At 74.3% G+C, this 25,029-nt stretch carries 27 protein-coding genes; 14 read left to right on the forward strand and 13 right to left on the reverse strand.

What is annotated here, in order from left to right; all coding sequences use genetic code 11:
• Window positions 1-48 precede the first annotated feature (48 nt).
• The gene (locus ABZ945_RS01000; protein ID WP_361261830.1) at window positions 49-822 is read right to left on the reverse strand and encodes a glycosyltransferase family 2 protein; all 774 of its coding nucleotides are present in this window, start codon (window positions 820-822) and stop codon (window positions 49-51) included.
• 183 nt (window positions 823-1,005) lie between these two features.
• On the reverse strand, window positions 1,006-1,674 hold the full coding sequence (locus ABZ945_RS01005; protein WP_361261832.1) for a bifunctional DNA primase/polymerase: 669 nt from the start codon (window positions 1,672-1,674) through the stop codon (window positions 1,006-1,008).
• 422 nt (window positions 1,675-2,096) lie between these two features.
• On the opposite strand from ABZ945_RS01005, the gene ABZ945_RS01010 reads away from it, so the two are divergent.
• Together ABZ945_RS01010 and ABZ945_RS01015 are read left to right on the forward strand one after the other, a co-directional pair.
• Complete coding sequence (locus tag ABZ945_RS01010; protein ID WP_361261835.1) at window positions 2,097-3,479, forward strand: transcriptional regulator; 1,383 nt, start codon at window positions 2,097-2,099, stop codon at window positions 3,477-3,479.
• 144 nt (window positions 3,480-3,623) lie between these two features.
• Complete coding sequence (locus ABZ945_RS01015) at window positions 3,624-5,285, forward strand: hypothetical protein (protein WP_361261838.1); 1,662 nt, start codon at window positions 3,624-3,626, stop codon at window positions 5,283-5,285.
• Between the two features lie 56 nt (window positions 5,286-5,341).
• On the opposite strand, the gene ABZ945_RS01020 is transcribed toward ABZ945_RS01015, so the two are convergent.
• A complete protein-coding gene (locus ABZ945_RS01020) occupies window positions 5,342-6,643 on the reverse strand; it encodes an ABC transporter substrate-binding protein (RefSeq protein WP_361262873.1) in 1,302 nt (433 codons plus the stop codon).
• A gap of 168 nt (window positions 6,644-6,811) precedes the next feature.
• Here ABZ945_RS01020 and ABZ945_RS01025 point away from each other — a divergent pair, with 168 nt between their 5' ends.
• Window positions 6,812-7,258, forward strand: a complete 447-nt coding sequence (locus tag ABZ945_RS01025; RefSeq protein WP_361262876.1) for a hypothetical protein — start codon at window positions 6,812-6,814, stop codon at window positions 7,256-7,258.
• A 110-nt stretch (window positions 7,259-7,368) separates the two neighbouring features.
• Window positions 7,369-8,220, forward strand: a complete 852-nt coding sequence (purU, locus tag ABZ945_RS01030) for a formyltetrahydrofolate deformylase (RefSeq protein WP_361261841.1) — start codon at window positions 7,369-7,371, stop codon at window positions 8,218-8,220.
• 77 nt (window positions 8,221-8,297) lie between these two features.
• Here the strand turns inward: purU and ABZ945_RS01035 are convergent, their stop codons facing one another.
• Together ABZ945_RS01035 and ABZ945_RS01040 are read right to left on the reverse strand one after the other, a co-directional pair.
• Entirely contained in the window at window positions 8,298-9,569 is a 1,272-nt protein-coding gene (locus ABZ945_RS01035; RefSeq protein ID WP_361261844.1) for a maleylpyruvate isomerase N-terminal domain-containing protein, read from the reverse strand.
• Entirely contained in the window at window positions 9,566-10,138 is a 573-nt protein-coding gene (locus ABZ945_RS01040) for a sigma-70 family RNA polymerase sigma factor (protein ID WP_361261847.1), read from the reverse strand. Before ABZ945_RS01040 ends, ABZ945_RS01035 begins: the two co-directional genes overlap by 4 nt.
• Before the next feature lie 294 nt (window positions 10,139-10,432).
• Between ABZ945_RS01040 and ABZ945_RS01045 the strand changes: the two genes are divergently transcribed.
• The 5 genes from ABZ945_RS01045 (at window position 10,433) to ABZ945_RS01065 (ending at window position 14,600) form a co-directional block, all read left to right on the forward strand.
• Window positions 10,433-10,810, forward strand: coding sequence for an STAS domain-containing protein (locus ABZ945_RS01045; RefSeq protein ID WP_361261850.1), 378 nt, complete (start codon window positions 10,433-10,435; stop codon window positions 10,808-10,810).
• An 86-nt stretch (window positions 10,811-10,896) separates the two neighbouring features.
• On the forward strand, window positions 10,897-11,430 hold the full coding sequence (locus ABZ945_RS01050; protein WP_361261853.1) for an EF-hand domain-containing protein: 534 nt from the start codon (window positions 10,897-10,899) through the stop codon (window positions 11,428-11,430).
• Window positions 11,431-11,811: 381 nt separating this feature from the next.
• Entirely contained in the window at window positions 11,812-12,282 is a 471-nt protein-coding gene (locus ABZ945_RS01055) for an ATP-binding protein (RefSeq protein WP_361261856.1), read from the forward strand.
• A gap of 91 nt (window positions 12,283-12,373) precedes the next feature.
• Window positions 12,374-13,006: a DinB family protein gene (locus ABZ945_RS01060; protein ID WP_361261858.1), complete on the forward strand. Its 633-nt coding sequence runs from the start codon at window positions 12,374-12,376 to the stop codon at window positions 13,004-13,006.
• 316 nt (window positions 13,007-13,322) lie between these two features.
• Window positions 13,323-14,600, forward strand: coding sequence for an MFS transporter (locus tag ABZ945_RS01065; RefSeq protein ID WP_361261860.1), 1,278 nt, complete (start codon window positions 13,323-13,325; stop codon window positions 14,598-14,600).
• Here ABZ945_RS01065 and ABZ945_RS01070 read toward each other — a convergent pair.
• Window positions 14,496-15,539, reverse strand: a complete 1,044-nt coding sequence (locus ABZ945_RS01070; protein ID WP_361261863.1) for a helix-turn-helix domain-containing protein — start codon at window positions 15,537-15,539, stop codon at window positions 14,496-14,498. The two genes, ABZ945_RS01065 and ABZ945_RS01070, sit on opposite strands and share 105 nt — an antisense overlap.
• A gap of 71 nt (window positions 15,540-15,610) precedes the next feature.
• Between ABZ945_RS01070 and ABZ945_RS01075 the strand changes: the two genes are divergently transcribed.
• Complete coding sequence (locus tag ABZ945_RS01075) at window positions 15,611-16,912, forward strand: MFS transporter (protein WP_361261866.1); 1,302 nt, start codon at window positions 15,611-15,613, stop codon at window positions 16,910-16,912.
• Between the two features lie 27 nt (window positions 16,913-16,939).
• On the opposite strand, the gene ABZ945_RS01080 is transcribed toward ABZ945_RS01075, so the two are convergent.
• Window positions 16,940-17,806, reverse strand: coding sequence for an alpha/beta hydrolase (locus tag ABZ945_RS01080; RefSeq protein WP_361261869.1), 867 nt, complete (start codon window positions 17,804-17,806; stop codon window positions 16,940-16,942).
• A 147-nt stretch (window positions 17,807-17,953) separates the two neighbouring features.
• On the opposite strand from ABZ945_RS01080, the gene ABZ945_RS01085 reads away from it, so the two are divergent.
• Window positions 17,954-18,613 (forward strand): TetR/AcrR family transcriptional regulator, encoded by a 660-nt coding sequence (locus tag ABZ945_RS01085; RefSeq protein ID WP_361261872.1) that lies wholly within the window; start codon window positions 17,954-17,956, stop codon window positions 18,611-18,613.
• Between the two features lie 26 nt (window positions 18,614-18,639).
• On the opposite strand, the gene ABZ945_RS01090 is transcribed toward ABZ945_RS01085, so the two are convergent.
• Together ABZ945_RS01090 and ABZ945_RS01095 are read right to left on the reverse strand one after the other, a co-directional pair.
• Window positions 18,640-19,908: an NAD(P)/FAD-dependent oxidoreductase gene (locus ABZ945_RS01090; RefSeq protein WP_361261875.1), complete on the reverse strand. Its 1,269-nt coding sequence runs from the start codon at window positions 19,906-19,908 to the stop codon at window positions 18,640-18,642.
• Between the two features lie 68 nt (window positions 19,909-19,976).
• Window positions 19,977-20,357, reverse strand: coding sequence for a hypothetical protein (locus ABZ945_RS01095; protein ID WP_361261878.1), 381 nt, complete (start codon window positions 20,355-20,357; stop codon window positions 19,977-19,979).
• Window positions 20,358-20,413: 56 nt separating this feature from the next.
• On the opposite strand from ABZ945_RS01095, the gene ABZ945_RS01100 reads away from it, so the two are divergent.
• The 3 genes from ABZ945_RS01100 to ABZ945_RS01110 are packed head-to-tail and all read left to right on the forward strand — an operon-like array spanning window position 20,414 to window position 22,519.
• A complete protein-coding gene (locus ABZ945_RS01100; protein ID WP_361261881.1) occupies window positions 20,414-20,905 on the forward strand; it encodes a nuclear transport factor 2 family protein in 492 nt (163 codons plus the stop codon).
• 20 nt (window positions 20,906-20,925) lie between these two features.
• Window positions 20,926-21,480 carry a hypothetical protein gene (locus ABZ945_RS01105; RefSeq protein WP_361261884.1) on the forward strand — a complete coding sequence of 185 codons (555 nt, stop codon included), beginning with the start codon at window positions 20,926-20,928 and terminating at the stop codon, window positions 21,478-21,480.
• Window positions 21,481-21,508: 28 nt separating this feature from the next.
• Entirely contained in the window at window positions 21,509-22,519 is a 1,011-nt protein-coding gene (locus tag ABZ945_RS01110) for a BtrH N-terminal domain-containing protein (RefSeq protein WP_361261887.1), read from the forward strand.
• A 135-nt stretch (window positions 22,520-22,654) separates the two neighbouring features.
• Here the strand turns inward: ABZ945_RS01110 and ABZ945_RS01115 are convergent, their stop codons facing one another.
• The 4 genes from ABZ945_RS01115 to ABZ945_RS01130 all read right to left on the reverse strand — a co-directional run bounded on the left by ABZ945_RS01115 (window position 22,655) and on the right by ABZ945_RS01130 (window position 24,759).
• A complete protein-coding gene (locus ABZ945_RS01115) occupies window positions 22,655-22,918 on the reverse strand; it encodes a CopG family transcriptional regulator (RefSeq protein WP_361261890.1) in 264 nt (87 codons plus the stop codon).
• A 20-nt stretch (window positions 22,919-22,938) separates the two neighbouring features.
• On the reverse strand, window positions 22,939-23,172 hold the full coding sequence (locus ABZ945_RS01120) for a hypothetical protein (protein ID WP_248634820.1): 234 nt from the start codon (window positions 23,170-23,172) through the stop codon (window positions 22,939-22,941).
• A 41-nt stretch (window positions 23,173-23,213) separates the two neighbouring features.
• Entirely contained in the window at window positions 23,214-23,885 is a 672-nt protein-coding gene (locus tag ABZ945_RS01125; RefSeq protein WP_361261894.1) for a pyridoxal 5'-phosphate synthase, read from the reverse strand.
• Window positions 23,886-24,111: 226 nt separating this feature from the next.
• The gene (locus ABZ945_RS01130) at window positions 24,112-24,759 is read right to left on the reverse strand and encodes a TetR family transcriptional regulator (RefSeq protein ID WP_361261897.1); all 648 of its coding nucleotides are present in this window, start codon (window positions 24,757-24,759) and stop codon (window positions 24,112-24,114) included.
• Window positions 24,760-25,029 lie beyond the last annotated feature (270 nt).

Consider the following 25,029-nt stretch of genomic DNA (forward strand, 5'->3'; position numbering starts at 1 on the left):
CGGCCACGGCCGCCGCGCAGGCGACCGGGCGTCCCGGGCCCGCGGGTGTCAGATGCGCGAGTTGCGCAGCGACTGCCACACGGCGCCGGCCAGCGCCCGCGTCGATCGCGCGACCGACAGATGCTCGTGCTCGCGGTACAGAGCCCAGTTGTACTGCACCAGCGACAACTTGTCGGAGGAGAGCGACCCTGCCTGGTGGGCTCGGTACACCGCCAGCGGCTCGGCCAGGCCCCGGGCGTCGGCGCCGTCCCGCATGATCGACAGCCAGAGGGCGTAGTCCTGGCGCTTGCGCATCTCCGGCATCAACCTCGTGCCCAGGATGTCGCGGTCATACATGGCGGTGAGTGCACCGATGTGGTCCCGGACCAGCATCGCGCGGTAGTCCACGCGCTCCCGCGCCCGGATCACCCGCCCGTTCGGAGCCCAGTCGGTGCTCTCGCCGGTGTGGTCGGCGTCCATCTTGAAGTACGAGGTGAACGTCAACGGCGCATCGCCGTCCGCGGCGAAGGCCAGTTGCCTCTCGGTCTTCTCCGGCAACCACATGTCGTCGGAGTCGAGGAAGGCGATGTAGTCCCCGCGGGCCCGCTGGATCGCGAGGTTGCGGGCCCGGCCCGCACCGCCCCGTTCGGGTGCCGACTCCGGCAGGACGCGTTCGTCCTGCTCGGCGAACGCGCGGAGCAGGTCCATGGAGCCGTCGGATGACCGGTCGTCGGTGACCAGCAGCTCCAGGTCGCCGTGGGTCTGGGTGAGCACCGACCGGACGGCCGCGCCAAGGGTGGCCGCCGAGTTGTACACGGGCATCACGACAGACACCAGGGGCACAGCGCATCTCCTTGCCAGACCAGGAACGACGGTCAACCCAAGCACAGTGACCGGGCAGGAGCTGCCCTCCGGATGGTCGTCGCTGGTCGGGGCTGTGCGGGGCTCCCCCTGTCGTACGCACGCGGAGGTGGGGCAACGCGTGAGCGGCTACGGCGTGGAGCGTTCCGGCCGCGGTGGCGTCGGCTATGCCGACCTGTCCGCCCGTTCGCGCGAGATGGCGTACGCGAGAGGGCTGATCAGCTCCTCGGCGTCGGGCAGCCAGCGGTTGGCCTGGGTGGGGCGGCGCACCCACTGCACCGCGCCGGGGCCGCCGATGCGGGTGGGCGGCGCGGCGACGTAGGAGCTCTCGCCGCGGGCGATCAGGTCGAGACCGGCGGGGGACCAGCCGAGTTTGCGCACCAGGTCGGGGACCTTGGGCGCGCCGCCGGGCAGTACGAGGAAGACCATCCGGCGGTCCGGGGTGCGGGTGACCGGTCCGAGGGTGAGGTCCATCCGCTCCATCCGCGCCAGGGCCAGGAAGCCCGCCGACTCCGGCACGTCCAGCGCGTCGAAGGTGCGGCCGGTGGGCAGCAGGATCGACGCGCGGGGCTGCTTGCCCCACAGCCGCCGCGCCGCCGTCGCGCTGCCGGTCGCCTGGTTCGCCCAGTCCGGCCGGGCCGGGTGGGCGCCGGGCTGCGGGCAGGCGGCGTCCGCGCACGAGCAGAGCTCCCGGCCGTCGGCCACCTCCAGCCAGGTGCCCGGCAGCACGTCCCAGTGGCGCTCTTCCGCGTACCGCACGGCGCAGTCCAGCAGTTGCTCGCCGCGCTGCTGGGGGATGCGCGCGGCCTCCGTGACTCCGATGGTCTCTTCCACGGTCTCCTCCACCTCTTCCACGGATGTCTCAACTTCCCTCGTGGGAGGGGGTTACGGGGTGGGGCGGCGGCGGCCGGGCGGTGTGCGGCCCGCGGGGGGCCGGGCGCGGGAAGGGAGGGAGGGGAGCGCGTCCGCGCACCGATGCCCCGCCCACGGCGCATCGGTGCACGGGCGGGGGCGCGCGCGGGCGCCGGGCCGCTCGACGGGGTAGCAAGTGCCGTGGCGCCGACGGGGTCCGTGTACCCGTCACCCGTCAACGGCCCGCATGTTCCCGTACACATCCCGCGCATCCGTCACCAACAACCGCATTCTTCGCAGACCGCCCGGGCATTCATTCACGGACATCCATCGCCGGCATATCGGCACACACGACATCCGCGGAGATCCGACGGACCGACCGCCGGGGCAGCAGGGGGTAGTCAATGGCAGCGAGACCGCTAGTCGCCCGTCAGCCCAACGAACGGCTGCAGGCGCTCATCCAGGAGGCGGGGTGCTCCAACGCCGGGCTCGCCCGCCGGGTCAACATGGTCGGCGCCGAGCGCGGGATCGACCTGCGCTACGACAAGACCTCGGTGGCGCGCTGGCTGCGCGGCCAGCAGCCGCGCGGCCGGGCGCCGGGGCTGATCGCGGAGGCGCTGGGGCGAAAGCTCGGCCGGACCGTCACCATCGACGAGATCGGCATGGCAGGCGGCAAGAACCTCGCCTCCGGAGTGGGGCTCCAGTTCTCGCCGACCGTGCTCGGCGCGATCGAGCAGGTCACCGAGTTGTGGCGGAGCGATGTGGGGCGGCGGGACTTCCTGTCCGGCTCGACGGTCGCCGCCTCGGCGCTGGTGGAGCCCAGTCGGGACTGGCTGATCACGGCGGCGGACGCCCAGGTGGCGCGGCAGGCCGGGTCCCGGGTCGGTGAGGCGGACGTGGCGGCGGTGCGGGCGATGACGAACGCGCTGGTCGAGCTGGACCACCGGTTCGGCAGCGGGCATGTCCGCCCGGTGGTGGCGCACTACCTCAACAGCGTGGTGTCCGGGCTGCTGTCCGGCTCCTACCGGGACACGGTCGGCAGACGGCTCTTCGCGGCCGTCGCCCGGCTGACCGAGCTGGCCGGGTACATGGCGGTGGACACCGGGCAGCCCGGGCTCGCCCAGCGCTACTACATCCAGGCGCTGCGGCTGGCGCAGGCCGCCGACGACCGCGCCTACGGCGGCTATGTGCTGGCCGCCTCGATGAGCCACCTCGCCGCCGAGCTCGGGAACCCGCGGGAGATCGCCCAGTTGGCCCGGGCGGCGCAGGAGGGGGCGCGCGGGCGCGTCACCCCGCGCGCGGAGGCGATGTTCCTGGCCGCCGAGGCCCGCGGGCACGCGCTGCTCGGGGACGCCCGCACCTGCCGGGACACGGCGTCCAGGGCGGTGGCCGCGCTGGACCGGGCCGACCCGGAGTCGGGCGACGATCCGGAGTGGATCGCCCACTTCGACCACGCCTACCTCTCCGACGAACTGGCCCACTGCTGGCGGGATCTGGGCCGCTCGGAGGAGGCCGAGCGGGCGGCGAACGAGGCGCTGGCCGCCCTGCCCGAGACCAAGGCGCGGCGCCGGGCGATCGGCCTGGTGCTGCTGGCCTCCGCGCAGGTGCAGCAGCGCGAGATCGAGGCCGCCTGCGCCACCGGCACCCGGGCCGCCGAACTCCTGGGCACCCTGCGCTCCTCGCGCGGCGCCGAGTACCTGGACGACCTGCGGCAACGCCTGGAGCCGTACGGGAACGAGCCCGCGGTACGGGAGTTCGGCGCCCTGCTGGAGCCGCAGGCCGCCTGACGAGCCGTACGGTGCCCGGTGGGCCGGGCGCCGTGCGGGGCCGTGGCCACCGTGACCAGACAGGTGTGCGCCCTGTCGTCACCACCCGGTAGCGTGAGGCGACGCTTCCGTAGGTTGACGACAGGCCGAAACACAGGAGTCCCGGTGACGACGCACAGTGGACAGGGCCCCGAGCCGCACCACCCGGCGGCCCGCCCCGCGCACGAGGGTGTCGTGCTGCCCGGCGACGGCAGCGAGCCCTGGGTGCCCGGCGACCGGCAGGACGGCCCGCAGGGCGGTCGGCAGGGCGGCCCGGCGGGCGGGCAGCCCTGGGCGGCCGGCGGCGACCCGCAGCCGCCCTACGGTCACCCCTCGTCCTCGTACGGTCAGCAGCCGCCGCAGGGCCCCCCGTCCTCGTACGGTCAGCAGCCCGCGCAGGGCTACGGCTATCCGCCCGCGCAGCCGGCCCAGGGCTACGGCTACCCGCCCCAGCAGCCGCAGGGGTACGGCTATCCGCCCCCGGCGGCCCAGCAGGGCTACGGCTACCCGCAGCCTCCGGCCGCCGCCCCGTCCCCGTACGGTCAGCAGCCGCCGCAGAGCCCCCCGTCCCCGTACGGTCAGCAGCCGCCGCAGCCCCCGCAGGGCTACGGCTACCCGCCCGCCCAGTCGGAGCCGCCGTCCAACGGCGCGCAGCCGCTGCCGCCGGAGGCCGCGCCGTCCGGGGCCCCGCAGCGGCCGGCCGGCGGTGACGCGGACGCCACCCAGTACCTGCCGCCGGTCGCCTCCGGCGGGCCCCAGGGCTCCGGCCCGGGCGCGCTGCCGGCCGAGCACGCGGGCGAGTCCACCCGCTTCCTCGGCGCCGTCCCGGCAGAGGGGCCCGGCGCCCCGCCGCCGCCCCAGGCCGCCGGGGACTCCGACGCCACCCAGTACCTGCCGCCGGTGCCCGGGCAGCCGTACGGGACGACGGGCCCGGGTGAGGAGCGCCGTACCCCGGCGGAGTTCGACAACCTGTTCCGCAGCGAGGCCCAGGCGGCCGGCGCGGCCGGGGCGACCCAGCACATCCCCCGCTACCAGCAGGAGCCGCCCACCGGCGTGGGCGGCGGCCGGGGTCCCGGCGCCCCCGTACCGCCGGTCTACGGCGGCGGAGGCGGGGACAAGGACAGCTACGGGGATTCACGGCCGCAGCGTTCGTCCAAGGTGCCGCTGATCGCCGCCGTGGTGGTCGGCTGCGCCGTGCTCGGGCTGGGCGCGGGGGCGCTGCTCAGCGGCGGCGAGGAGCCCGGGGGCGACGCCTCGCCCGGCACCGGGACGGTCGCCGCCGGCTCGCCCACCCCGGACGGCGGCAAGGGCTCCTCCCCGGCGCCCGAGGACCCGGCGAAGAAGCAGGCCGAGGCGCTGGACAAGCTGCTCGCGGAGAGCAACGACAGCCGCGCGGCGGTGATCCGCTCGGTGGAGAGCATCAAGCGCTGCGACGGCCTGGACCAGGCCGCCACCGATCTGCGGGGCGCCGCCGGGCAGCGCCGGGGGCTGGTGACCAAGCTCCAGCAGCTCTCTGTGGACAAGCTCCCCGGCCACGCCGAGCTGACCTCGGCGCTCACCGAGGCCTGGCAGGCCTCCGCGCGGGCCGACGACCACTACGCGACCTGGGCCGACCAGGCCAAGGGCCGCAAGATCTGCAAGGGCGGCGAGGCTCGCTCGACCGGGGCGACCGCCCAGGCCAACAAGGCCAGCGGCGAGGCCACCGCCGCCAAGCGGAAGGCCGCCCCGCTCTGGAACGGCATCGCCGGGAAGTACGGACTCACCCCCCACCAGCCCGAGCAGCTGTAGTCGCTGCGGGGGCCCTGCCGCATCCGCACCGCCCCGGCGGCCACCGCCACCGAGGGCTACAGACTGGCCTTGCGCATGGTCCCGGCCACGTCCACGAAGCCCTTGCGCTGGGCCACGAGCCGGCCGTCGCGCACCACCTGGAAGGTCACCTGGCGGTTGACCATCCGGGGGAAGTCGGGCTCGCCCAGCATGTCCTGGTAGCGCCAGCGCAGTTCGGGGGTGAGCCCGCCGGTGTCCACCCGTACCCCTCGGGTGAACGCGGCGAGCAGCGCCTCGGAGGTGACCGGGGCGTCCTCGCCCAGCGAGGCGACGGCCTGGGACAGCACGGTGTACGCGATCCAGGTGGTCTGCACCCCGGTGTCGGCCGGGTCGATGCGGTCGTCGTCGAAGGCGTGCGCCCGGATCACGTCCCGCATCCTGCCCCAGCGCGGGTCCCCCGACTCCGGGTACCAGCCGGTGACATAGGCGCCCTCGAAGGGCCCCCGGGCGCCGCCGGTGCGGTCGATCAGCGGCTGGTCGACGCTGCCGAGCACCGAGGCCACCCGCACCCGGCGGCCGTCGGGCGGCAGCCGGCGGAAGGAGTCGAAGAAGTGCGCGGTGCGCTCGCCGAGCGCCGCGGTCACACAGCCGCCCGAGGTCCCGGCCCGGGAGCGCGAGGCGAGGGCGGCCTCGGTGTACTCGCCGGCGTCCACCGCGGCCGGGATGTCCGCGGCGGTGCGCCGGTCGCCCTCCGCCAGGCCGGAGTTGAGCAGGGCGGAGAGCACGCTGTCGGAGACCGAGTCCGGGCGGACCAGGGAGACCCGTTCGCAGACGCCCGCGAGCTGGATGCCGTTGCCGGCCAGCAGCGCCGACTGGCCGCCGTTGACCGGGTACGACACCGGGCTGGAGAACTCGTCGTCGGTGACGCCGTAGCCGCCGATGTACGGGATGCCGGCGGCCTCCAGCGGCGGCAGCGCGGCCCGGCTGTTGCGGCTGTACGAGCCGACCACGGCCACCGCGCCCTCGTCCACCGCGCGGCGGGCGCAGTCGGCGGCCCGGGCCGGGTCGTTGCCCTCGTTGCAGGTGAGCACCCGCAGCTCGCGGCCGCCCAGGCCGCCGCGGGAGTTGACCCAGCGGGCGTAGGCCTGCGCCATGGCCGGCATCCCGGGCATGTTGGTCGCCGAGGTGTCCGCGGGTGCCCAGGTCATCACCGTCACGGCGCCGTCGGCGTCCCCGACTCCGGGCAGCGCCCCGCAGCCGGTGGTCAGGGGGGTCAGCAGACAGGCCGAGGCGAGCGCCACGGCCGTCTTCCACAGCGGTGCGGAGGAGAGTCGGAAGGGAAAGCGGAGGGGGGAGAGTCGCCTGCCGTAACCGGTCATGGACACGCACACTTCCGCCTCATCCGTAACGCGGGAGTGTGACGCGCGCAACGGAGGATGACGGCGAGGTGAACGCCCTGAGCCGTCCGTCCGCCCGGAAGGGGAACGTACGATCGAAACGTGTCAGCTTCCGTGAACCCTTCCCGTGGCGGCCGTCGCTCCTCCACCATGGGCGGCATGCCGCTCACCGACCTGCCGTGGTGGCGCTGGCGCGCGAACGTGCGCTCGGCGCTGCACATGCTCTCCGACCCCGTCTTCCACCACGATTGCTGGCTGGCGGGCCGGGAGGGCTACGGGGATGTCACCGACGCCGTGTACCGGCTGGTCGAGGACACCTGGCTGGACAACTGGTCCGCCGAGAAGTACGTCGGCACGATCTTCCGCGACTCCGGCGAGGCCGCCCTGGTGGACGTCGCGGTGCTGCGGGTGCTGCGGATCATGCACCAGGTCGGCGCCGACGCCCCGGTCTCCGCGTATCTGGAGCACTCCGGCTGGCCGGAGGCGGTACGGGCCGCCCGCGAGGCCCATATACGCCTGGCGGCCGGCGACGGCGAGGACCCCGACCAGCCGCCCGGCTCCCTGGACGCCCTGCGCGCCCTCACCCGCGCCGCCTGAGCCGGCCGCCCGCGAACCCAACGGCCAGGCCGTCCCCGTACGAGGTCGCGCCGGGTCCGGCCACCGGACGGCCGTCGGTCCGACCGGCCCCGATATGGCATCCTGCCGGGATGACCGACCAGTACGTCCTCACGCTCTCCTGCCCGGACAAACAGGGCATCGTGCACGCCGTCTCCAGCTATCTCTTCATCACCGGCTGCAACATCGAGGACAGTCAGCAGTTCGGCGACCGGGACACCGGCCTGTTCTTCATGCGGGTCCACTTCTCGGCCGAGTCCCCGGTCACCGTGGACAAGCTGCGGGCGAGCTTCGCCGCGGTCGGCGACTCCTTCGCCATGGACTGGGAGATCCACCGCGCCGACGAGCGCATGCGGGTCGTGCTGATGGTGTCGAAGTTCGGCCACTGCCTCAACGACCTGCTGTTCCGCACCCGGATCGGGGCGCTGCCGGTCGACATCGTGGCCGTGGTCTCCAACCACACCGACTTCGCCAAGCTGGCCGCCTCCTACGGCATCCCCTTCCACCACATCCCGGTGACCAAGGAGAACAAGGCCGAGGCCGAGGCGCGGCTGCTGGAGCTGGTGCGCGCCGAGAACGTGGAGCTGGTCGTCCTGGCCCGCTATATGCAGGTCATCTCCGACGACCTGTGCAAGCAGCTCAGCGGAAAGATCATCAACATCCACCACTCCTTCCTGCCGAGCTTCAAGGGCGCCAAGCCCTACCACCAGGCGCACGCCCGCGGGGTGAAGCTGATCGGCGCCACCGCGCACTACGTCACCGCCGACCTCGACGAGGGCCCGATCATCGAGCAGGAGGTCGAGCGGGTCGGCCACGAGGTCACCCCCGACCAGCTGGTCGGCATCGGCCGCGACGTGGAGTGCCAGGCGCTCGCCCGCGCCGTGAAGTGGCACGCCGAGCACCGCATCCTGCTCAACGGCCGCCGCACGGTCGTCTTCGCGTAGTCCTTCGTACGGATACGGGGCCGCCGCACGGTCGTCTTCGCCTGACCTCCCGCGTACGGCATCCGGGACCGGCGGCGTCACATCCGGCTGAGCGAGGCCGCCGCCAGCAGGGTGTCCCGGATGGCGGCCCGGTCGCCGTCCTGGCCCGCGGCGGCCTCCTCCGGTTCGACATGGCCGGCCACCAGCCGGCAGAACTCCACCCCGTCCAGTGCCACCTGGGCGATCTTGCGGTCCGGGGTGCCGAGGGCGGCGGGCGAGTCCAGGGCGATGTACCAGTCACCGCCGCCCGCGCCCTCGATCTCCAGATGGAGCGTGCGGCCCGGCGCCCCCGCCTCGGCCAGCGCGCCCGGTGCCGCGAGACCGGCCCGGCGCCGCTCGGCCAGCGCCGTCGGCAGCATCCGGGCGGCCAGGTCGATCATGTCGTGCAGATGGGCGCCGCTCGGCGGGGCATAGCGGTAGTCCACCGCCAACGCGATGTCCTCGGCGTGCACCCAGCACTCGAACGCCCGGTCCAGCAGCGAGTCCTTCAGCGGCAGGGTGAAGCCGCCGTAGGAGACGGCCAGTTCCGGGGCGCCCCGGCCGGCGAAGGAGACCGTGCGCAGCAGGGTGTGGACCTGCTCCCGCCAGGGCCCGCGGACCGCCCGGGTGGGCGGCGGCCCGTCCTCCGGCCAGCGCGACCAGAGCGCCTCGGTCCGCTCCAGCGGCGTACCGGCGCCCGGCCCCTGCCCCGGCCCCGGTCTCGGCCCGGGGCCGCGGTCCAGCCCGAGCGCCGAGGCCACCAGCCCGTCCACCGCCGTCAGATGCCCGATCACCCCGGCGACCGTGGTGGGCCGGCTGGCCGGGCGGAGGCCGTCGAACCACCGCAGCTCCACCGGCGCGTGCCACTCGCCCTCGCCGAGGTCCCGCAGCAGCGCGTCCAGCCGCGCGGTCTCCGCGTCGTACGGACCGGCCCAGTCGGGCACCGGTATGGTCGGCGGGCGGCGGCCGAGGCAGTTCTCCAGCACCCGTGAGCGCAGCAGCGGATCCAGGTCGAGCGCCACCTCGTGGTGGAGCAGCCCGACCGCGTCCCGCAGCCGCAGCGCCTCCTCGGCGCAGGGCGCGCACGCGGTGAGGTGCTCCTCGACCGCGTCGGTCTCCTCGGCCGAGCAGACGGACAGCGCCCAGGCCCCCAGCAGCGACTGGAGCACACTGTGCGTCAGGACCAGGGGAGCGGCCGGCACCGCCTCGGTCTCCGGTGCGGGCTCGCCCTCCGGCGGCAGTACGCCGTGGTCGTCGGCCGCCCAGCGCGGCCCCGGGATGCGCGGGGCGCCGCCGGCCCCGCCCCGCTCGTCCTCGAAACCGCCGCTCACAGCGCCCGCCCGTCCAGCGGGCCGGTGTTGGCGGTGGCGAGCAGCTGGAGCCCGAGCCGCAGCCGGCGCCGGGCCTCGTCCTCCGTCACGCCCAGCTCGGCCGCGGTCTGCCGGTAGTCCCGGCGCTGGAGGTACGCCGACTCCAGCGCGAGCCGCAGCGGGGTGGGCATGGACCGCACGATGAAGTCCGCCCGGGCCGACACCGCCGCCCGCCGCACCTTCCGCTCCACCTCCTCGGCGTCCTCGGCGCCGCCCCCGCCCCGCTCCAACTGCGCCCGGGTCTCCGCCTGGCGCAGGCGGTGCACGGCCTGCCGCCGGCTGAGCTTGGCGATCCAGGAGCGCATGGAGCCGTCGCGGCGCGGCTCATAGGCGTCCGGGTTCTCCCAGACGTAGCCGAAGACCTCCCGGGTGACCCGGTCCGCGGCCTCCTCGTCGTCCAGCACCCGGTAGGCCGTGCTGTGCACCAGGGAGGCGAAGCGGTCGTACAACTCGCCCAGCGCGGCCGCCTCGCCGCGCGACAGCCGCTGCTGCATCCTGCGGTCCCAGCGCGGTGGTGTGTCCTTCGCCATGGGGAGCCCTCCCGAGCCCGGACGCGCTGCCGGCCCTCATCGAATGCCGCCGTTGCCGCCGTTCCTCTCGGCCGTTCCTCTCGAATGTAGTGCGCACCCCCGGCAACGCGCCTTTCTTTGCCGCAAGTGCGCCCCCGGGCGGCCCGGGAGTGGTAGAGGGAAACGTCACTGCGGCACCATCGTGTTTCATGGGAGGACGACCGGGCAGCAGCCGCCGATAAGGAACTGGTGCTTCCGGTTCTCTCGCGGGGGTCCCTGCGGGGTGTCCTGGCGGATCGGCGAAGGGTGAGGGGTGTGACGCTCACGGTGGACGAGGCCGAGCACGGTTCCTGGACGGTGCTCAGCATCCAGGGAGAACTCGACCTGGTCTCCTCGCCGGTGGTACGCAGGCGGGTGCACGAGGCGGTGGCCGACGGTCGCCACGATGTCGTCCTGGACCTGTCCGAGGTGCTGTTCTGCGACTCCAGCGGGGTCGGGGTGCTGATCGCCTCCCGCCGCCTGCTGCACTCCTGCCGGGGGCGGCTGCGGCTGATACTGCCCGCCCGGGGCGCGGTGGAGGGCTCCCACGTCAACCGGGTGATGAGCGCCCTCGGGGTGCGGCGGCTGTTCGCCGTCTACCCGGACGTGCCCGCCGCCACCCGCGACGACAACGACGAGCAGCTCTCCGCCTGAAGGCCGTGCGTCCCGGCGGCGGGCGGCAGTTGGCAGGTGACCGGCCGGCCGGGTGACGCGGCGCGCCTCGCGGGTACCCTCCCGGCATGGACGCAGAGCAGCTCTACCAGCGCCGGATCGCCTCCCGCTTCGACGCCTTCGACCAGGACGGCAACGGCTATATCTCCCGCGAGGACTTCTCGACCGCGGCGAGCCGGGTCCTTGAGGAGTTCGGCAAGCGCTACCGGTCCGACGCCGGGCAGTCACTGGCGAACGGCGCCGAGGCCTTCTGGCAGGGCGTGGCCGGGATCGCCGACGTGGACGGCGACCAGCGGGTCAGCCGGCAGGAGTTCGTGCACGGCGCGGTGAAGCGGCTGCGCGACAACCCCGAGCGCTTCGCCGAGATCGCCCGCCCGTTCGTGCGCGGGCTGCTGCTCGTCGCCGACCAGGACGACGACCGCCGGGCCACCACCGGGGAGGTGGAGCGCGCGCTGCGGGCGCTCGGCGTCGACGCGCACGCGGCGGCGCTGGCGGCGGAGAGCCTGGATGTGGATCGCAGCGGTCTGGTGGACGAGGAGGAGGCGGTCGCGGCCTTCGCCCGCTACTTCGTCACCGAGGACCCGGGTGCGGCCGACCACTGACCGCCTGCCGTGGCTCGATCATGCCCGGCGCACGACCGGCGCTCACGGAGCGTGGACGCCGACAGGGGCGCATCGGTTCGGCGCAGGGGGGCGCCGGTCACACGCCGGAGTCGCGATTGCACTCCGGTACGCTGCGGGGGATGTGGACGGTTCACCGGCAGCGGCGTAGACCCCACCGTTCGACTGCCCGGCCGGGGGGTCGCACAGTATGCGGTACGCGTACTCCTTCGCGCTGGAATATGCCCGTAGCGCTTGTTGCGGTGACTGTACGTCAACCATGCTGTGCGGCACGGAGAATCACGTTCGGTGACGACGACTGTTGAGGCTGTGGTCGCTGTGAGACATGAGGCGAAGTGTCCGCCGATTCGGGTGGTGTGAGCGGTGCAGGTGCTTCAGGTTCAGTTGGAGATCGGTCCCGATCCCGCGGAGGTGGGACGCGCCCGCTCGTGGGCGCGGTCGCTGCTGACCGGCTCGGGGATAGGGGACGACGAGACGCTGGCGGACACGCTGGTGCTCATCGTCTCGGAGCTCGTCACCAACGCCGTGGTGCACACCGGGTGTCCGGCCGTGCTGCGGATGCTGTCCGGTGCGGGCCCGGTGGCCGGCAAGGCGGGGACGGTACGGGTGGAGGTGGCCGACACCAGTGCCCGTCCGCCCAGTCCGCGCCAGGCCACCGGCGAGGAGACCGGCGGGCGCGGCCTGGAACTGGTCGACGGGCTGGCCGACCGCTGGGGCTGGCAGCGCGAGGGCGGCGGCAAGAGCATCTGGTGCGAGGTGGACCGCGAGGACAAGCCCGCCACCGAGCCCTCTCCCGTCGCCTCCCCCGCCGCCTTCGGCGCCCGGCCCTGGTGACCGGCCCCGGCCCCGATCGGGGCGGGAGCACGGTCGGCCGTCAGCGCCGGTGCCGGTGCCGCTGTCAGTGCCGGGTGCCAGACTCGCTGATATGACCGCACCGCAGGCGAGAGACCACCGGGCCGGGGACGAGCGGGCCAAGGCCGAGCTGCTCCGCTACCTCCAGGACGCCAGGGACGCCCTGCTGTGGAAGCTGGAGGGGCTCTCCGAGTACGACGCCCGCCGTCCCCTCACCCCCACCGGCACCAATCTGCTGGGGCTGGTCAAGCACGCGTCGGGGGTGGAGCTGGCGTACTTCGGCGACACCTTCGACCGGCCGTACTTCGCCGGACAGGAGCCCCCGGTCTGGTGGTACACCCGGGCCGCCGAGCCCAATGACGACATGTGGGCCACCGCCGAGGAGTCCCGCGACCGGATCACCGGGCTGTACCGCGCGGCCTGGCGGCACACGGACGACACGGTCGGCGCGCTGCCGCTGGACGCGGTCGGCCGGGTGCCCTGGTGGCCCGAGGAGCGGGCCGAGGTGACGCTGCACCACATCCTGGTGCGAGTCATATCCGACACCCAGCGGCACGCGGGCCACGCCGACATCCTGCGCGAGTCCCTGGACGGCAGCGTGGGCGCGACCCGTGCGTCCGCCAACATCCCGCCCGGTGACGAGACGTGGTGGGCCGAGCACCGCGCCCGCCTGGAACAGGCCGCCCAGGACGCCGCGGGTCGCTGAGCGGGCGCCCGGGGGCGCCCATCGGGCGGCCGGGACCCTTCGGCCTGCCCCGCAGTGGAGTCCCGGGCCGCTTCCGGTCTGCTCGACCGCCCGCCGCACGCGGGTTGCCGCCCCTCGCGTCCGGGGCCGCCTGGACGCCGGACGCGCCCGTCCCGGGCGGATCGCCGCCGGCAAGGTTGCCCGGGACGCCGGACGCCGGGGGTGCCGCCCAGGACGCCGCCGCGGGCCGCTGAGCTGGGCGCCCACCGACCCGGCGGCCGCTGGGCGGGGGAATTCGGTGGACCCGGCACCGGCACCCTTCGATACGTTCGGTGCCATGCCCGGATACCGATCACTCGCCACCCGGCCCGTTCTCGTCTGGTGCGCCGTCTCCGTGGGGGCGCGGCTGCCGGTGGCGATGGCCCCGCTGGCGCTGGTGCTGATGGTCCGTGAACGGCCCGGCGGGTATTCGCTGGGCGCGGTGCTGGCCGCCGCCTATGTGCTGGGCGAGATCGTCGGGGCGCCGGTGCTCGGCACCCGGATGCGGCCGGAGAACGCCCGCCCCCAGCTGGTCGGCGGGCTCGCCGGCGGGGCGGCCGCCTTCCTCGGGCTCGGCCTGGCGCAAGGCGGCCACCCGGCGCTGCTGGGGGTCCTGGCGTTCCTCGCGGGGGCCGTCCCGGCGGCCACCTCGGGCGGGTTGCGGGCCGTGCTCGCCGGGATGGTGCCGCCCGGTGCGGTCGCCCCGGCGATGAGCCTGGAGACCATGCTGGTCTCGGGCATCTGGGCCGTCTCGCCCGCCGCGGCCACCGGACTGGCCCTCGGGGTCGTGCCGTGCGCGCCGATGCTGCTGGCCGGTGTGCTGATGGCCGCCTCGGTCGCCGGGCTGTGGGCGCTGCCCGCCGGCTGGCCCGCCGAGCCGGACGGGCCGGACGCCGACGGGGCCCCGGCCGGCGCCTCGCGGACCCGGCGGCTGGCCCGCGCCTGGCCGGTGTACGTGCTGGGGGCGGCGAGCCTGTCGGTGCTGGCGCTCGCCGAGCTGATCCTGCCCGCCCTGCTGGAGCAGCGGTCGGTCGCCATCGGCTGGGCCGGGCCGCTGCTGGCCGGGTACGCCGTCGGGATGGCCCTCGGCGCCTTCCTCTACGGGCTGCGCCCACTGCCCGGCAGCCCCGCCGTCCAGTGCCTGGCGATCCTGCCGGTGGTCTTCGCCCTGGTGGTGGCCGTCGCCCTGCTGCCCTGGCTCGCCGCTGTGGGCGCCGCCCTGCTGCTGGCCGGGGTCTGCCAGTCGGTGATCGGGCTGGCCCGCAACCTCCAGCTCCGCCAGGTGCTGCCACCGAGCCTGCTGGCCGCCGGGTTCTCGGTGAACTACGCCTTCGTGGGCGCCGGGTACGCGGTCAGCGGGGCGCTCGCCGGAGCGCTGCTGCACTGGGTGGCCCCGTCCACCGCGATCCTGGCGGCCGTCGGTCTGGGGCTGCTCCTCACCGCCGGAGGCGCGTTCGGCGAGCGCCGGCTGCTACGGCCGCGCTCCCTGCCGGGCCTCCGGCCCGACGTCCCGCGGGGCGCGGGCGCGGAAGGTGCGGCGGTAGACCGTCGGGGGAACGCCGAGCACGGCCAGTAGGTGCGCCCGCATCGACTGCGCGGTACCGAAGCCGACGTCCCGCGCCACCTGGTCCACCGGCAGATCGGTGGACTCCAGCAGCTGCCGGGCCCGCTCCACCCGCTGCCGGGTGAGCCACTGCCCCGGGCTGACGCCCACCTCCTCCCGGAAGCGGCGGGTGAACGTCCGTACGCTCATCGACTCCTGCCCGGCCAGGTCCCGCAGCTGGAGCGGCTGGTGCAGCCGGTCCAGCGCCCAGGCGCGGGCCGCCGCGGTGGTCGCCAGCCGCTCGTCCGGCACCGGCCGGTCGATGAACTGGGCCTGCCCGCCGTCCCGATGCGGCGGCACCACCGTGCGACGGGCCACCGCGTTGGCGACGGCCGCCCCGTGGTCGCGCCGCACGATGTGCAGGCACAGGTCGATCCCGGCCGCCACCCCGGCCGAGGTCAGCACGTCCCCGTCGTCGATGAACAGCACATCCGGGTCGACCCGTACGGCGGGGAACAGCCGCTGGAAGTGCTCGGCCGAGGACCAGTGGGTGGTCGCCGGGCGCCCGTCCAGAAAGCCCGCGGCGGCCAGCACATACCCGCCGGTGCAGATGGACACCAGCCGGGTGCCGGGCCGGATGTGCGTCAGCGCGGCGGCCAGTTCGGGGGTGAGCCGCCCCTGCGCGTACACCGGCCCCAGCTCGTACGAGGCGGGGACCACGACCGTGTCGGCGGTGGCCAGCGCCTCGGGACCGTGCTCCACCCGGATGTCGAAGTCGGCGTCGGTGCGCACCGGTCCCGCCGCCAGCCCGCAGGTCACCGTCGTATAGAGCGGCCGCCCCGCACTATCGACCGCCCTGCCGAAGATCCGGTGCGGGATGCCCAGTTCGAACGGCAGCAGCCCGGCGAGCGCCAGCACCACCACCCGATGCGGCGCCCCCGCCCCCGTACGCCCCTCATCTCTCCCACTCATGGCCCGATCCTAGCGAACGCTGTCATTCAGGCCACTCGTCCGATGGTCCGGCGGCCGGAAGGCTGTCACCCGTGACCCAGACGACCCCGCCGCCCACCACTCCTTTGCCGCCCCCGTCCCGCGCGCCCCGGTTCCATCTCGCCTGGGCGGTCGCCGCCGTCGCCTTTGTGACGATCGTCGGCGCCGCCGCCTTCGCCTCGCTGCCCGGACTACTGATCGAGCCGCTGCACCACGAGTTCGACTGGTCGCGCGGCACCATCGGCTTCGCGGTCTCCGTCAACCTCGCCCTCTACGGGCTGACCGCGCCGTTCGCCGCCGCGCTGATGGACCGCTTCGGCATCCGCCGGGTCGTCGCGGTGGCGCTCTGCGTCATCGCCACCGGCTCGCTGCTCACCGTCTGGATGACCGCGGCCTGGCAACTGGTCCTCTTCTGGGGCGTCCTGGTCGGACTGGGCAGCGGCTCCATGGCGCTGGCCTTCGCCGCCACCGTCACCGGCCGCTGGTTCACCGCCCGGCGCGGACTGGTGACCGGCATCCTCACCGCCGCCGGGGCCTCCGGCCAGCTGGTCTTCCTCCCGCTGCTGTCCTGGCTGGTGGAGCGGCACGGCTGGCGGCCCGCCGCGATCACCGTGGCGCTGACCGCGCTCGCCGTCGTCCCGTTCGTCTGGCTGCTGCTGCGCGACCACCCCGCCGACGTGGGGCTCGCCCCGTACGGCTCCGACACCTTCGTCCCCAAGCCGCCGCCGGTCCCGGGGGCGGCCCGCCGCGCGCTCGCCGTCCTCCTGCGCGCCGCCCGCACCGGGCCGTTCTGGCTGCTCGCCGGAACCTTCGCGATCTGCGGGGCCACCACCAACGGCCTGGTCAAGACCCACTTCATACCCGCCGCCCATGACCACGGGATGCCGATGACGGCCGCCGCCTCGCTCCTCGCGGTGATCGGCGTCTTCGACGTCCTCGGCACCATCGCCTCCGGCTGGTTCACCGACCGCTTCGACACCCGCCGGCTGCTCGCCGTCTACTACGCCCTGCGCGGGGTCTCCCTGCTCTTCCTCCCCATGCTGCTGGCCCCTGCCGTCCACCCGCCGATGGTCTTCTTCATCGTCTTCTACGGCCTGGACTGGGTGGCCACCGTCCCGCCCACCATCGCCCTGTGCCGGGAGCACTACGGCGAGGACGGCGCCATCGTCTTCGGCTGGGTCCTCGCCTCCCACCAGGTCGGCGCCGCCCTCGTCGCCTTCCTCGGCGGCGTCGCCCGGGACGTCTTCGGCAGCTATGACCTCGTCTGGTACGCCTCCGGCGCCCTGTGCGCGGCGGCCGCCCTGATGGCCCTGGTGCTCCGCCCCGGGCGCCGGGCCCCCGCCGTGACGGCGTGACGGGGGCGCGGTGCGGCCGGGTCCGCTCTACCGCCCGGCGGGGGCGGCGGCGCCGAAGAAGTCGAGGAGGACGGGGGCCAGCGCCGCCGGGTCCACGTTGTGGTCCTGGTCGGGGAGGGTGCGGGTGGTGAAGTTCTCGCCCGTACGGGCCAGTTCCTCCGCCCCGGTCCGCATGAACGCCTCCCCGGCGCCACCGCTGGCGACCAGGACCGGAACGGTCACCGACCGCCAGCGGTCCAGGGGGAGAGGGCGGCCGGACATGGTGTCGCCCATGACCTGCCCGTCGTACGGCAGGGTGCGGGCGACGGCCTCCATACCGGCCCAGAAGGGCGACTGGCGCATTCCCGCCACCATCTCGCCGGGCATACCGACGGCGGCGGTCATGAAGTAGGCGACCGCGTCCCCGTACGCCTCCTCGGCCACCAGCGCCTTCAGGTGCTCGACGTACTCCTCGGGCAGCGGCGGGCGGCTGCCGTCCACGATGAAGGGCGGCTCGTACAGCGCCAGCCGGGAGATCGCGCTGCCCCGGGCCGCCGCCTCCAGAGCGAGCACGGAGCCGGACGAGATGCCGTAGACCATCGCCTCGCCACCCGCGCGCCCGATCACCGCGTCCAGGTCCTCGATCTCGCGCTGGACGTCGTACTCCGCCGCGTCCCCGCTGTCACCGCGGCCGCGGCGGTCGTAGGTGTGGACGGTGAAGTGCTCGGCCAGCAGCGCGGCGAGTGGGGCGTAGGCGCCCTGGGTCATCAGGGCGGCGCAGACCAGCACCACCGCGGGGCCCGAGCCCTGCCGCCGGTACGCGATCACCGTGCCGTCCGCCGAGGTCACCTCGTCCCCCGCCACGTTCCCGTGTACAGCCGTGTCCGTGCTGCCGTCCGTGCGCATGCCGTCCATCGCGGACCCACCCCCGTCGTCAGAAGTCCGAGCGCGGGACCCGTTGCCCGGCGCCTCTTCGGAACTGGACGGTACAGTACCCATCTGAGTACTGGTCAGTCCAGTACTCTTTCCGGGGCAGGGCAAGGAAGAGGGAAGGGGAGGACGATGGACAGCCGTTCAGCACGCAAGCACCAGGCGATCCTGGAGGCGGCGACCGCGGTGTTCCTCGACAAGGGCTACGCGGGGACGAGCATGGACGACATCGCGCGGCTGGCCGCCGTTTCCAAGCAGACCGTGTACAAGCACTTCGCCGACAAGGAGAAGCTGTTCGCCGAGATCGTCCTCGCCACCACCGACCGGGTGGAGGGCGTGATCGACCTGGTGTCCGACATCCCCGCCGACGCCGCCGGTCTGGAGGCCGAACTGACCCGCGTGGCGGGGGAGTTCCTGCGGGCGCTCACCCAGCCGCAGGTGCTCCGGCTCCGGCGTCTGATCATCGCCAACGCCGACGCCTTCCCCGAACTGGGCGCCTCCTGGTACCGGCAGGGCTTCGAACGGGGCCTTGCCAGCCTGGCCGGCAGCTTCCGGCGCCTCGCCGAGCAGGGGCTGCTCCGGATCGACGACCCGATGCTGGCCGCCGACCACTTCGCCGGCCTGCTGCTGTGGATCCCGGTGAACCAGGCCATGTTCACCGGCGGCCCCGTGCACACCGAGGCCGAACTGGACCACTACGCCGAGGCGGGCGTGCGGGTCTTCCTCGCCGCGTACCGCACTCCGGCGCCCCCGGCATCGCGGCCACCGCTCCCCTCGACCGCCACCGCGTAGCCGCCCGGCCGGGTGCCCGGGGCGGGTCAGCGCTGGGCGGCGCCCCGTACCGGGGCCGAGCGGCGCTCCCGCTCGGCCGCCCGGGCCTCCCGGCGGTCCCGTCGCACCGAGGCCCTGGCCTCCCGCCGGGCGATCCGACCGCCGATCTTCTGCCCGTCCCGGGCGAGTTCGCGCAGCATCCCGCTGATGGGGTTGGTGTAGCCGGTGAAGTACAGCCCGGGCGCCGACCGGGGCGAGCGGGCCCGCCGCACCCGTGGCCGCCCCCGCTCGTCCAGCACGCCCAGGTGCCCGACCAGCCCCTCCAGACCGCGCCGGTAGCCGGTCGCCGCGATCACCGCGTCCGGGGCGATCCGGCTGCCGTCCGCCAGCACCACCTCGCCGCCGTCGAAGCCCTCCACGGCGGCCACGATCTCCACCCGGCCGCTCCGTACGGCGGCGATCAGCCCGACGTCCTGCACCGGGATGGCGCCCTGCCGCACCCGTGAGTACAGCCCGGTGTCCGGCCGGGGCAGCCCGTGCTTCGACAGGTCCGGGATCGCGACCCGGCAGAGCAGACCCGCCGCCAGGTCCACCAGCCTCACCGGCAGCCGCCGCACCAGGAGCGCGGTCCGCTGCGAGGGCCAGCCGAGGGTGGAGCGGCGCACGATGTGCGGCACCGTCCGCACCGCCAGCCGCACCCGCCCCGCGCCGCCCTCGGCGAGGTCGGCGGCTATCTCGGCACCGGTGTTCCCGGCGCCCACCACCAGCACGTCCTTCTCCGCGTACGGCGCCGGGTCGCGGTACGCCCCCGCGTGCACCAGCTCCCCCTGGTACGCCTCGCTCCCGGGCCAGTCCGGCACCCTCGGGGTGTGGTTGTACCCGGTCGCCACCACCACGGCCCGCCCGACCAGCCGCCGCCCCCCGCTCGCGTACAGCACCCAGCCGCCCGCGTCCGGCTCCCGCTCGATCCGGCTGACCTCGACCCCGGTCACCACGTCCAGCCGGTGCACCTCGGCGTACTTCTCCAGATAGCGGACCACATCGTCCCGCCGCACCCAGCGCCCGAACGACCGCGGCATCCGCAGCCCCGGAAGCCCGGACAGCCGCCGGGTGGTGTGCAGCCGCAGCCGGTCGTAGTGCCCGCGCCAGGAGGCGCCGACCGCGTCCGCCTTCTCCAGGACGACCGTCCGCACCCCGTGTCTGCCCAGCTCCGCCGCCACGGCCAGCCCCCCGGGCCCGCCGCCGACCACATACACGGGCGGCTCGGGGTGCTTCTGGGGGCTCTGCTCGTCAGGCTGCTCGGCGCGATCGGTCATGAACGCCGAGCGTAACCGGGCGTTCACGTGGTGGGTCTCGGTCAAGAGGGGGTTCGGTTGCGATCCGGTCACGTGGGGGCGGGGGTGCGGCCGCCGCCCTCCAACTCCTCGATCGACTCCGCCAGACGGCGCGCGTTGGCGGGGCTGCTCAGCAGGTACTCCGTCTCGTCGCCCGGGGGTGGCGGCTCGGCGGGCCGCTGGTGGCCGCAGTGCACTTCGGTGCCCGACCCGTCGTAGGCGACAGGCTCGACGTCCAGGTGGCTCCATACGTTCACACCGCTGTCGTGCTGGGTGACCTCGAAGGGCGGTTCGCCGGAGTCCGGGCCCTCCGGAGCCCGGGCGACGAGGGTGAGGCGTTCGCCAGGCTTCAACCAGAAGTCCTCGCCCAGCGGTTCCACCCGGACCGTGAGCATGCGATCGGTGTCGTTCCCCACCCTGATACTCGGCATGGGCAGAAGAGTAGGCCGCTTGACCTCAACCGCGCTTGAGGCAGAAGTCTGCCGGTATGGACACCGAGGAGATGCGGCGGCAGTTGCAGGCGCTGACCGACCGCGCGGAGATCACCGATCTGCTGGACCGCTATCTGCGCTCCCTGGACGAGGGGGTGTTCGACGAGGAGTGGGCGCGGAGGTTCTATGCCGAGGACGTCAGCGCCGAGATGCCCGTGGGCACCGTCCGCGGCCGGAGCGCTGTACTGGCCCGGATCCGGCGGGCCATGGCGCTGTTCGACCGGACCGTGCACCTGGGCACCGGCAACGTCATCGAGGTGGACGGTGATCGGGCCACGGCCCGGGGCGCCCAGCTGAGCACCCATGTACTGGCCGACGGCTCGGGGGACGGCTCTGGGGGTGTGTTCGTCTCCGCGGGGCATACGGTGACGGAGCTGGTCAGGACGGCGGAGGGCTGGCGGATCTCCGGCTCGGCGCTGCGGGTGGTATGGACCCGGGGCACTGGGCCCCGGCTGCCGGAGGACTGGGACGCCGGCGATCGGGAGTAGTGGTCCCGGCAGGAGGACGCGTGGGGGACGGGCAGACGGTGGCGGACACGGAGACCTCGGCGGAGACCGCGGCGGGGAAGACACGGCACCTGGTGGTCCATGACTACGGCATGGGCGGGGTGTGGTGGTGGGTGTGGGCCGCCTCCGCGGAGGAGATCCCGCGCGAGGTCGCCGAGGTGGAGGTGGTCACCGACCCGGAGACCCGCGCCCGCGCGGCGGATTGGGGGCTGGAGGAGGTGGACCTGGACGCGCCCGGGCCCGACGCGCTCAGCTCGCTGCGGGCCCAGCGGGAGGCCCAGCGCGGTGAGCCCGGGTTCGGCGCGCTGGCCGGGCGGGAGCGGGTGTATCTGCGGTGGCAGGAGGACGGCGACGGGAGCTGTCTGGTCTGCGAGCTCGGGCCGGACGGCCGGCGGCTGCGCCAGGTGGAGGTGGCCGCCGACGGCAGCTCCGTACGGACCACCCCGGAGGACTGGCTGTTCAATCCGCCGATGGACCTCTGGGACCCGCGGTACGCGTCCTGGGAGACGGGCGCCGAGGAGTTCGAGGCGGCCTGGCGCGACGCGACCCCGGGGTGAGGCGGGTCGGCCGGGCCATCATGGTGGTGTGGAGGAGCGAGCGTACGAGGTGAGGAAGGCGGTCCGGGTCGACGTACGGGCGACCCGGCACTGCGAGACCACGGCCCTGGGGGTGCTGCTGCGGCACCAGGGGCTCGACCTGTCCGAGGCCATGCTCTTCGGGCTCGGCTCCGGACTGTCCTTCGTCTACTGGGACGCCAAGGGCATGGACGTCCCCTTTCTGGGAGGCCGGGTCAAGCCGTTCGAGCTCACCAGGAACCTGGCCGCCCGGCTCGGCCTCGACCTCCGGGTCCGGGAGACCGCCTCCCCGCGCAGGGCCTGGGAGAACGTGGTGGCGCCGCTGGAGGCCGGGCAGCCCGTCGGACTCCAGCTCGACAGCTACCACCTGGACTACTTCACACCGAAGACGCACTTCGGCGGGCACGTCGTCGCCCTCTACGGCTACGACGACACGGACGCGTATCTGGTGGACACCGCCCAGCAGGGCGGCCGGGTGTCCACCAGTCTGACCGGGCTCGCCCGGGCCCGCGCCGAGCGCGGCCCGATGACCGCCCGGCACCGGTCCTTCACCCTCACCGCCCCGGCACACCCGCCCTCCCTGCCGGACGCGATCGTCCCGGCCGTCACCGCCTGCGCGGACGCCTTCCTCGCCCCGCCCATCGCCAACCTCGGCCACCGGGGCATCGAGAAGGCCGGAAAGCTGGTGCGCGGCTGGTTCCGGCGGGCCGCCGACCCGGCGCGCGACCTGCCGCGGGCCGCCCTGCTGATGGAGGAGGGCGGCACCGGCGGCGCCCTCTTCCGCAACCTCTACCGCGACTTCCTCGCCGAGTGCGCAGGATTGCTGGACAGCGGTCGCCTGCGGACCGGGCACCGGCTGTACGCCGAGGCGGCGCAGGGGTGGACCGAGGTCGCGGCACTGATCGCCCGGGCCGGCGAGACGGGCGAGGAGCACGGCCTCGGACAGGCGGGCGACCTGCTGACCGAGCTCGCCCGCCTGGAACGCGAGGCCATGGGGGAGCTGAGCCGGCTGGGGCGCTGACGCATCCCCCGTCCCCCGTCCGGTCAGACCTTGATCACGGTGAGACGGCCACCGCACCGGGCGGCCGCCCGCGGGTCCGGGTCCTCCGGGTCCGAGGGTGAGGACCATGACCGGTCCCGGGGCAGCCGGGGCGGTTCACGCGGTGTTCACCCCGCTCCACCCCTGACGCCCGTGGGCCTGGTGAAGCCGATCGCGCAGTGCCTGGACCTCCTCCTCGCCGATGGGTCCGTGTTCGGCCTCGGCGACGGTGATGAGCTCGTCGAGGGCGTCACGCTCGATCCGGCGGGCGACGGCGGCGGTCACGCAGGCGGACGGGCCGGACGGGCCGCCGCGAGCCCGGGCGGCCTCCGTGAGGCCGCGCGGCATGGTGATGGAGTACCTGCCGGTAGGGCCGGGCATCCCGCTACCCTCCCGCTTCGTCATCGCCAATCGGGCGCATAGATGTGCGTCGTCCAGCCCTCCTCGGGGGCCGGTGGGGGAGTGGGGGTGTACGGGGCGGGGGGCTCGGCCAGGGTGTGGCGGGTCTGGGTCGCCGCGGCGTGGGGGAGCAGCAGCTGCGCGGCCGTCGCGGCCAGCAGGGCGGTCGCCGCGCCGGCGGTGAGCGCGAACGCCCGGGACCGGGCCGGGGTGCGGGGAGTCGAGTGCTGTGGCATGCGCGCAGGGTAGCGGAGTGGGCGCGGGGCGTGGTGGCCTCCTAGGGCCAGAGCAACTCCCGTACCCAGCCGACGCCGTCGCCGTCCTCCCCGTGCCGGTAGCGCAGGCGTACATGGCGGCGGCGGGCGTCGCCCTGGAAGAACTCCACCTCGGTCGCGGTCAGCGCGTAGACCGTCCAGGTCTCGGCGGAGGTCTCCGGCTCGGCCCGGGCCCGCTCCCAGGCGGCCTCGCTCGCCCGGGTCAGCGCCGGGAGGGAGTCCAGCACCTCGCTCTGGCGGCCGACCAGGGCCGCGGCCAGCGCACCCGTGGAGCGGACGTGCAGATCCTCATACGCCTCCTCGGGGGTGCCGGAGACCACCGTGCCGCGCACCCGGATCTGGCGGCCCTGGGCGGGCCAGTAGAAGCAGAGGGCGGCGTCCGGGGCGGCCGCGAGCTGGCGGCCCTTGGCGCTGGTGGCGTGGGTGGCGAAGTGCCAGCCGTGCTCGTCGGCGCCGTGCAGGATGACGATCCGCGCGTCCGGGCGCCCCTCGGCGTCCACCGTGGCCAGCGACATGGTGTGCGGCTCGGCCTGCCCCGCCTCGGCGGCGGCCGCGAACCAGTCGTGGAAGAGGGGCAGCGGCGCCGAGGGGGCCCGGTCCGGGTCGAAGGAGGGCAACTCGGTGTCCCAGACCGGCTGGGCGCGCAGGATCTCGTCGAAACGGGCTTGGTCCATGGGGACATGATGCGGGGCGCCGCCGGGGCGGCGGGGTGCGGGCGGCGGTGCGAGAGACATGTCCGCCCCGCGCCGCGACAGGACCGGCGGCGGGGGCGGGCGGGGCCGTCGGGCGGGGGGCGCCGACGGGCGGCAGGGCACATCGGCGGGCGGGGCCGCCAGAGGTCGCCAGGGGCCGCCGGGCGAGGTGGCGGAACGTTACTGCACGGGTGGCGGCCGGGGTGGCTCAGCGGGTGGGCTTCTTGCCGGTGATGCCCAGATGCACCAGCAGCGCCAGATTGGGTCTGACCTCGGCCTGCTTCACACCCCAGGCCTGGAAGGCCTTCGGCTGGGAGGCCACACCGGCCATCATGGTGACCAGGGCGCCCGCCACCGCCGCCGCGTTGACGTCCTTGTCGACCCGGTTCTTGGCCTGGAGTTCCTTGACCGCGTCGGAGATTCCCGAGGTCACCGAACCGAGGATCTTCATCCGGATCTTCGCGAACCGTTTGTCGCCCTCCGCCGCGCCCAGGTCGATCACCCGAAGCAGCGCGTCATTGCGGCGCCAGAAGTCGAGGAATCCGTCGACCAGCTCCTCGGAGGTGGTCCAGGCGGCCTTGCCGACCCAGGAACGGCCGGAGGCCAGATCGGCCAGCTCGCCGCTTTCCTTCGCCATTTCCTCCGCGATTTCGAGGACCGCGCCCTCGACGTCGGGGAAGTACTGGTAGAAGGTCGCCGGAGAAGTCCCCGCCTTACGGGCGACGTCGATGACTTTGACGTCCCGGTACGGCGAGGAGCCGAGCATCTCGCTGAGGCAGTCGAGCAGCTTCTGCCGCGTCGCCTGGCCACGCCGGCCGGCCACGCGGCCGTCGACGGTACGTACTTGTCCTGTCATGCCGTCAGCTTACCGACGGATGATCGGGGCGCTATTCGGCCGACTGCAATGGGGTGAGAGGGGATGAAGATCAGCGGGGAGGAGCGAGGAGTGGAGGGGAGGAGAAGGGGCCGGCGGGATCACTCGGGAGGCGTCACGAGGACGGCCGGGAAATCCGGTGGCGATCGCCGCCGAGGGTGCCGCTTTCACCGGTTTTACCGGGCTTTCGGTGCCCCGGGTGCGGTGAAAGCCGGAGCATTCATTTCTGCGCGGCGCCCGATGCGCCTTTAG

It is taken from the genome of Streptomyces sp. NPDC046887, from assembly GCF_040644755.1.
Lineage (GTDB): Bacteria > Actinomycetota > Actinomycetes > Streptomycetales > Streptomycetaceae > Streptomyces > Streptomyces lichenis.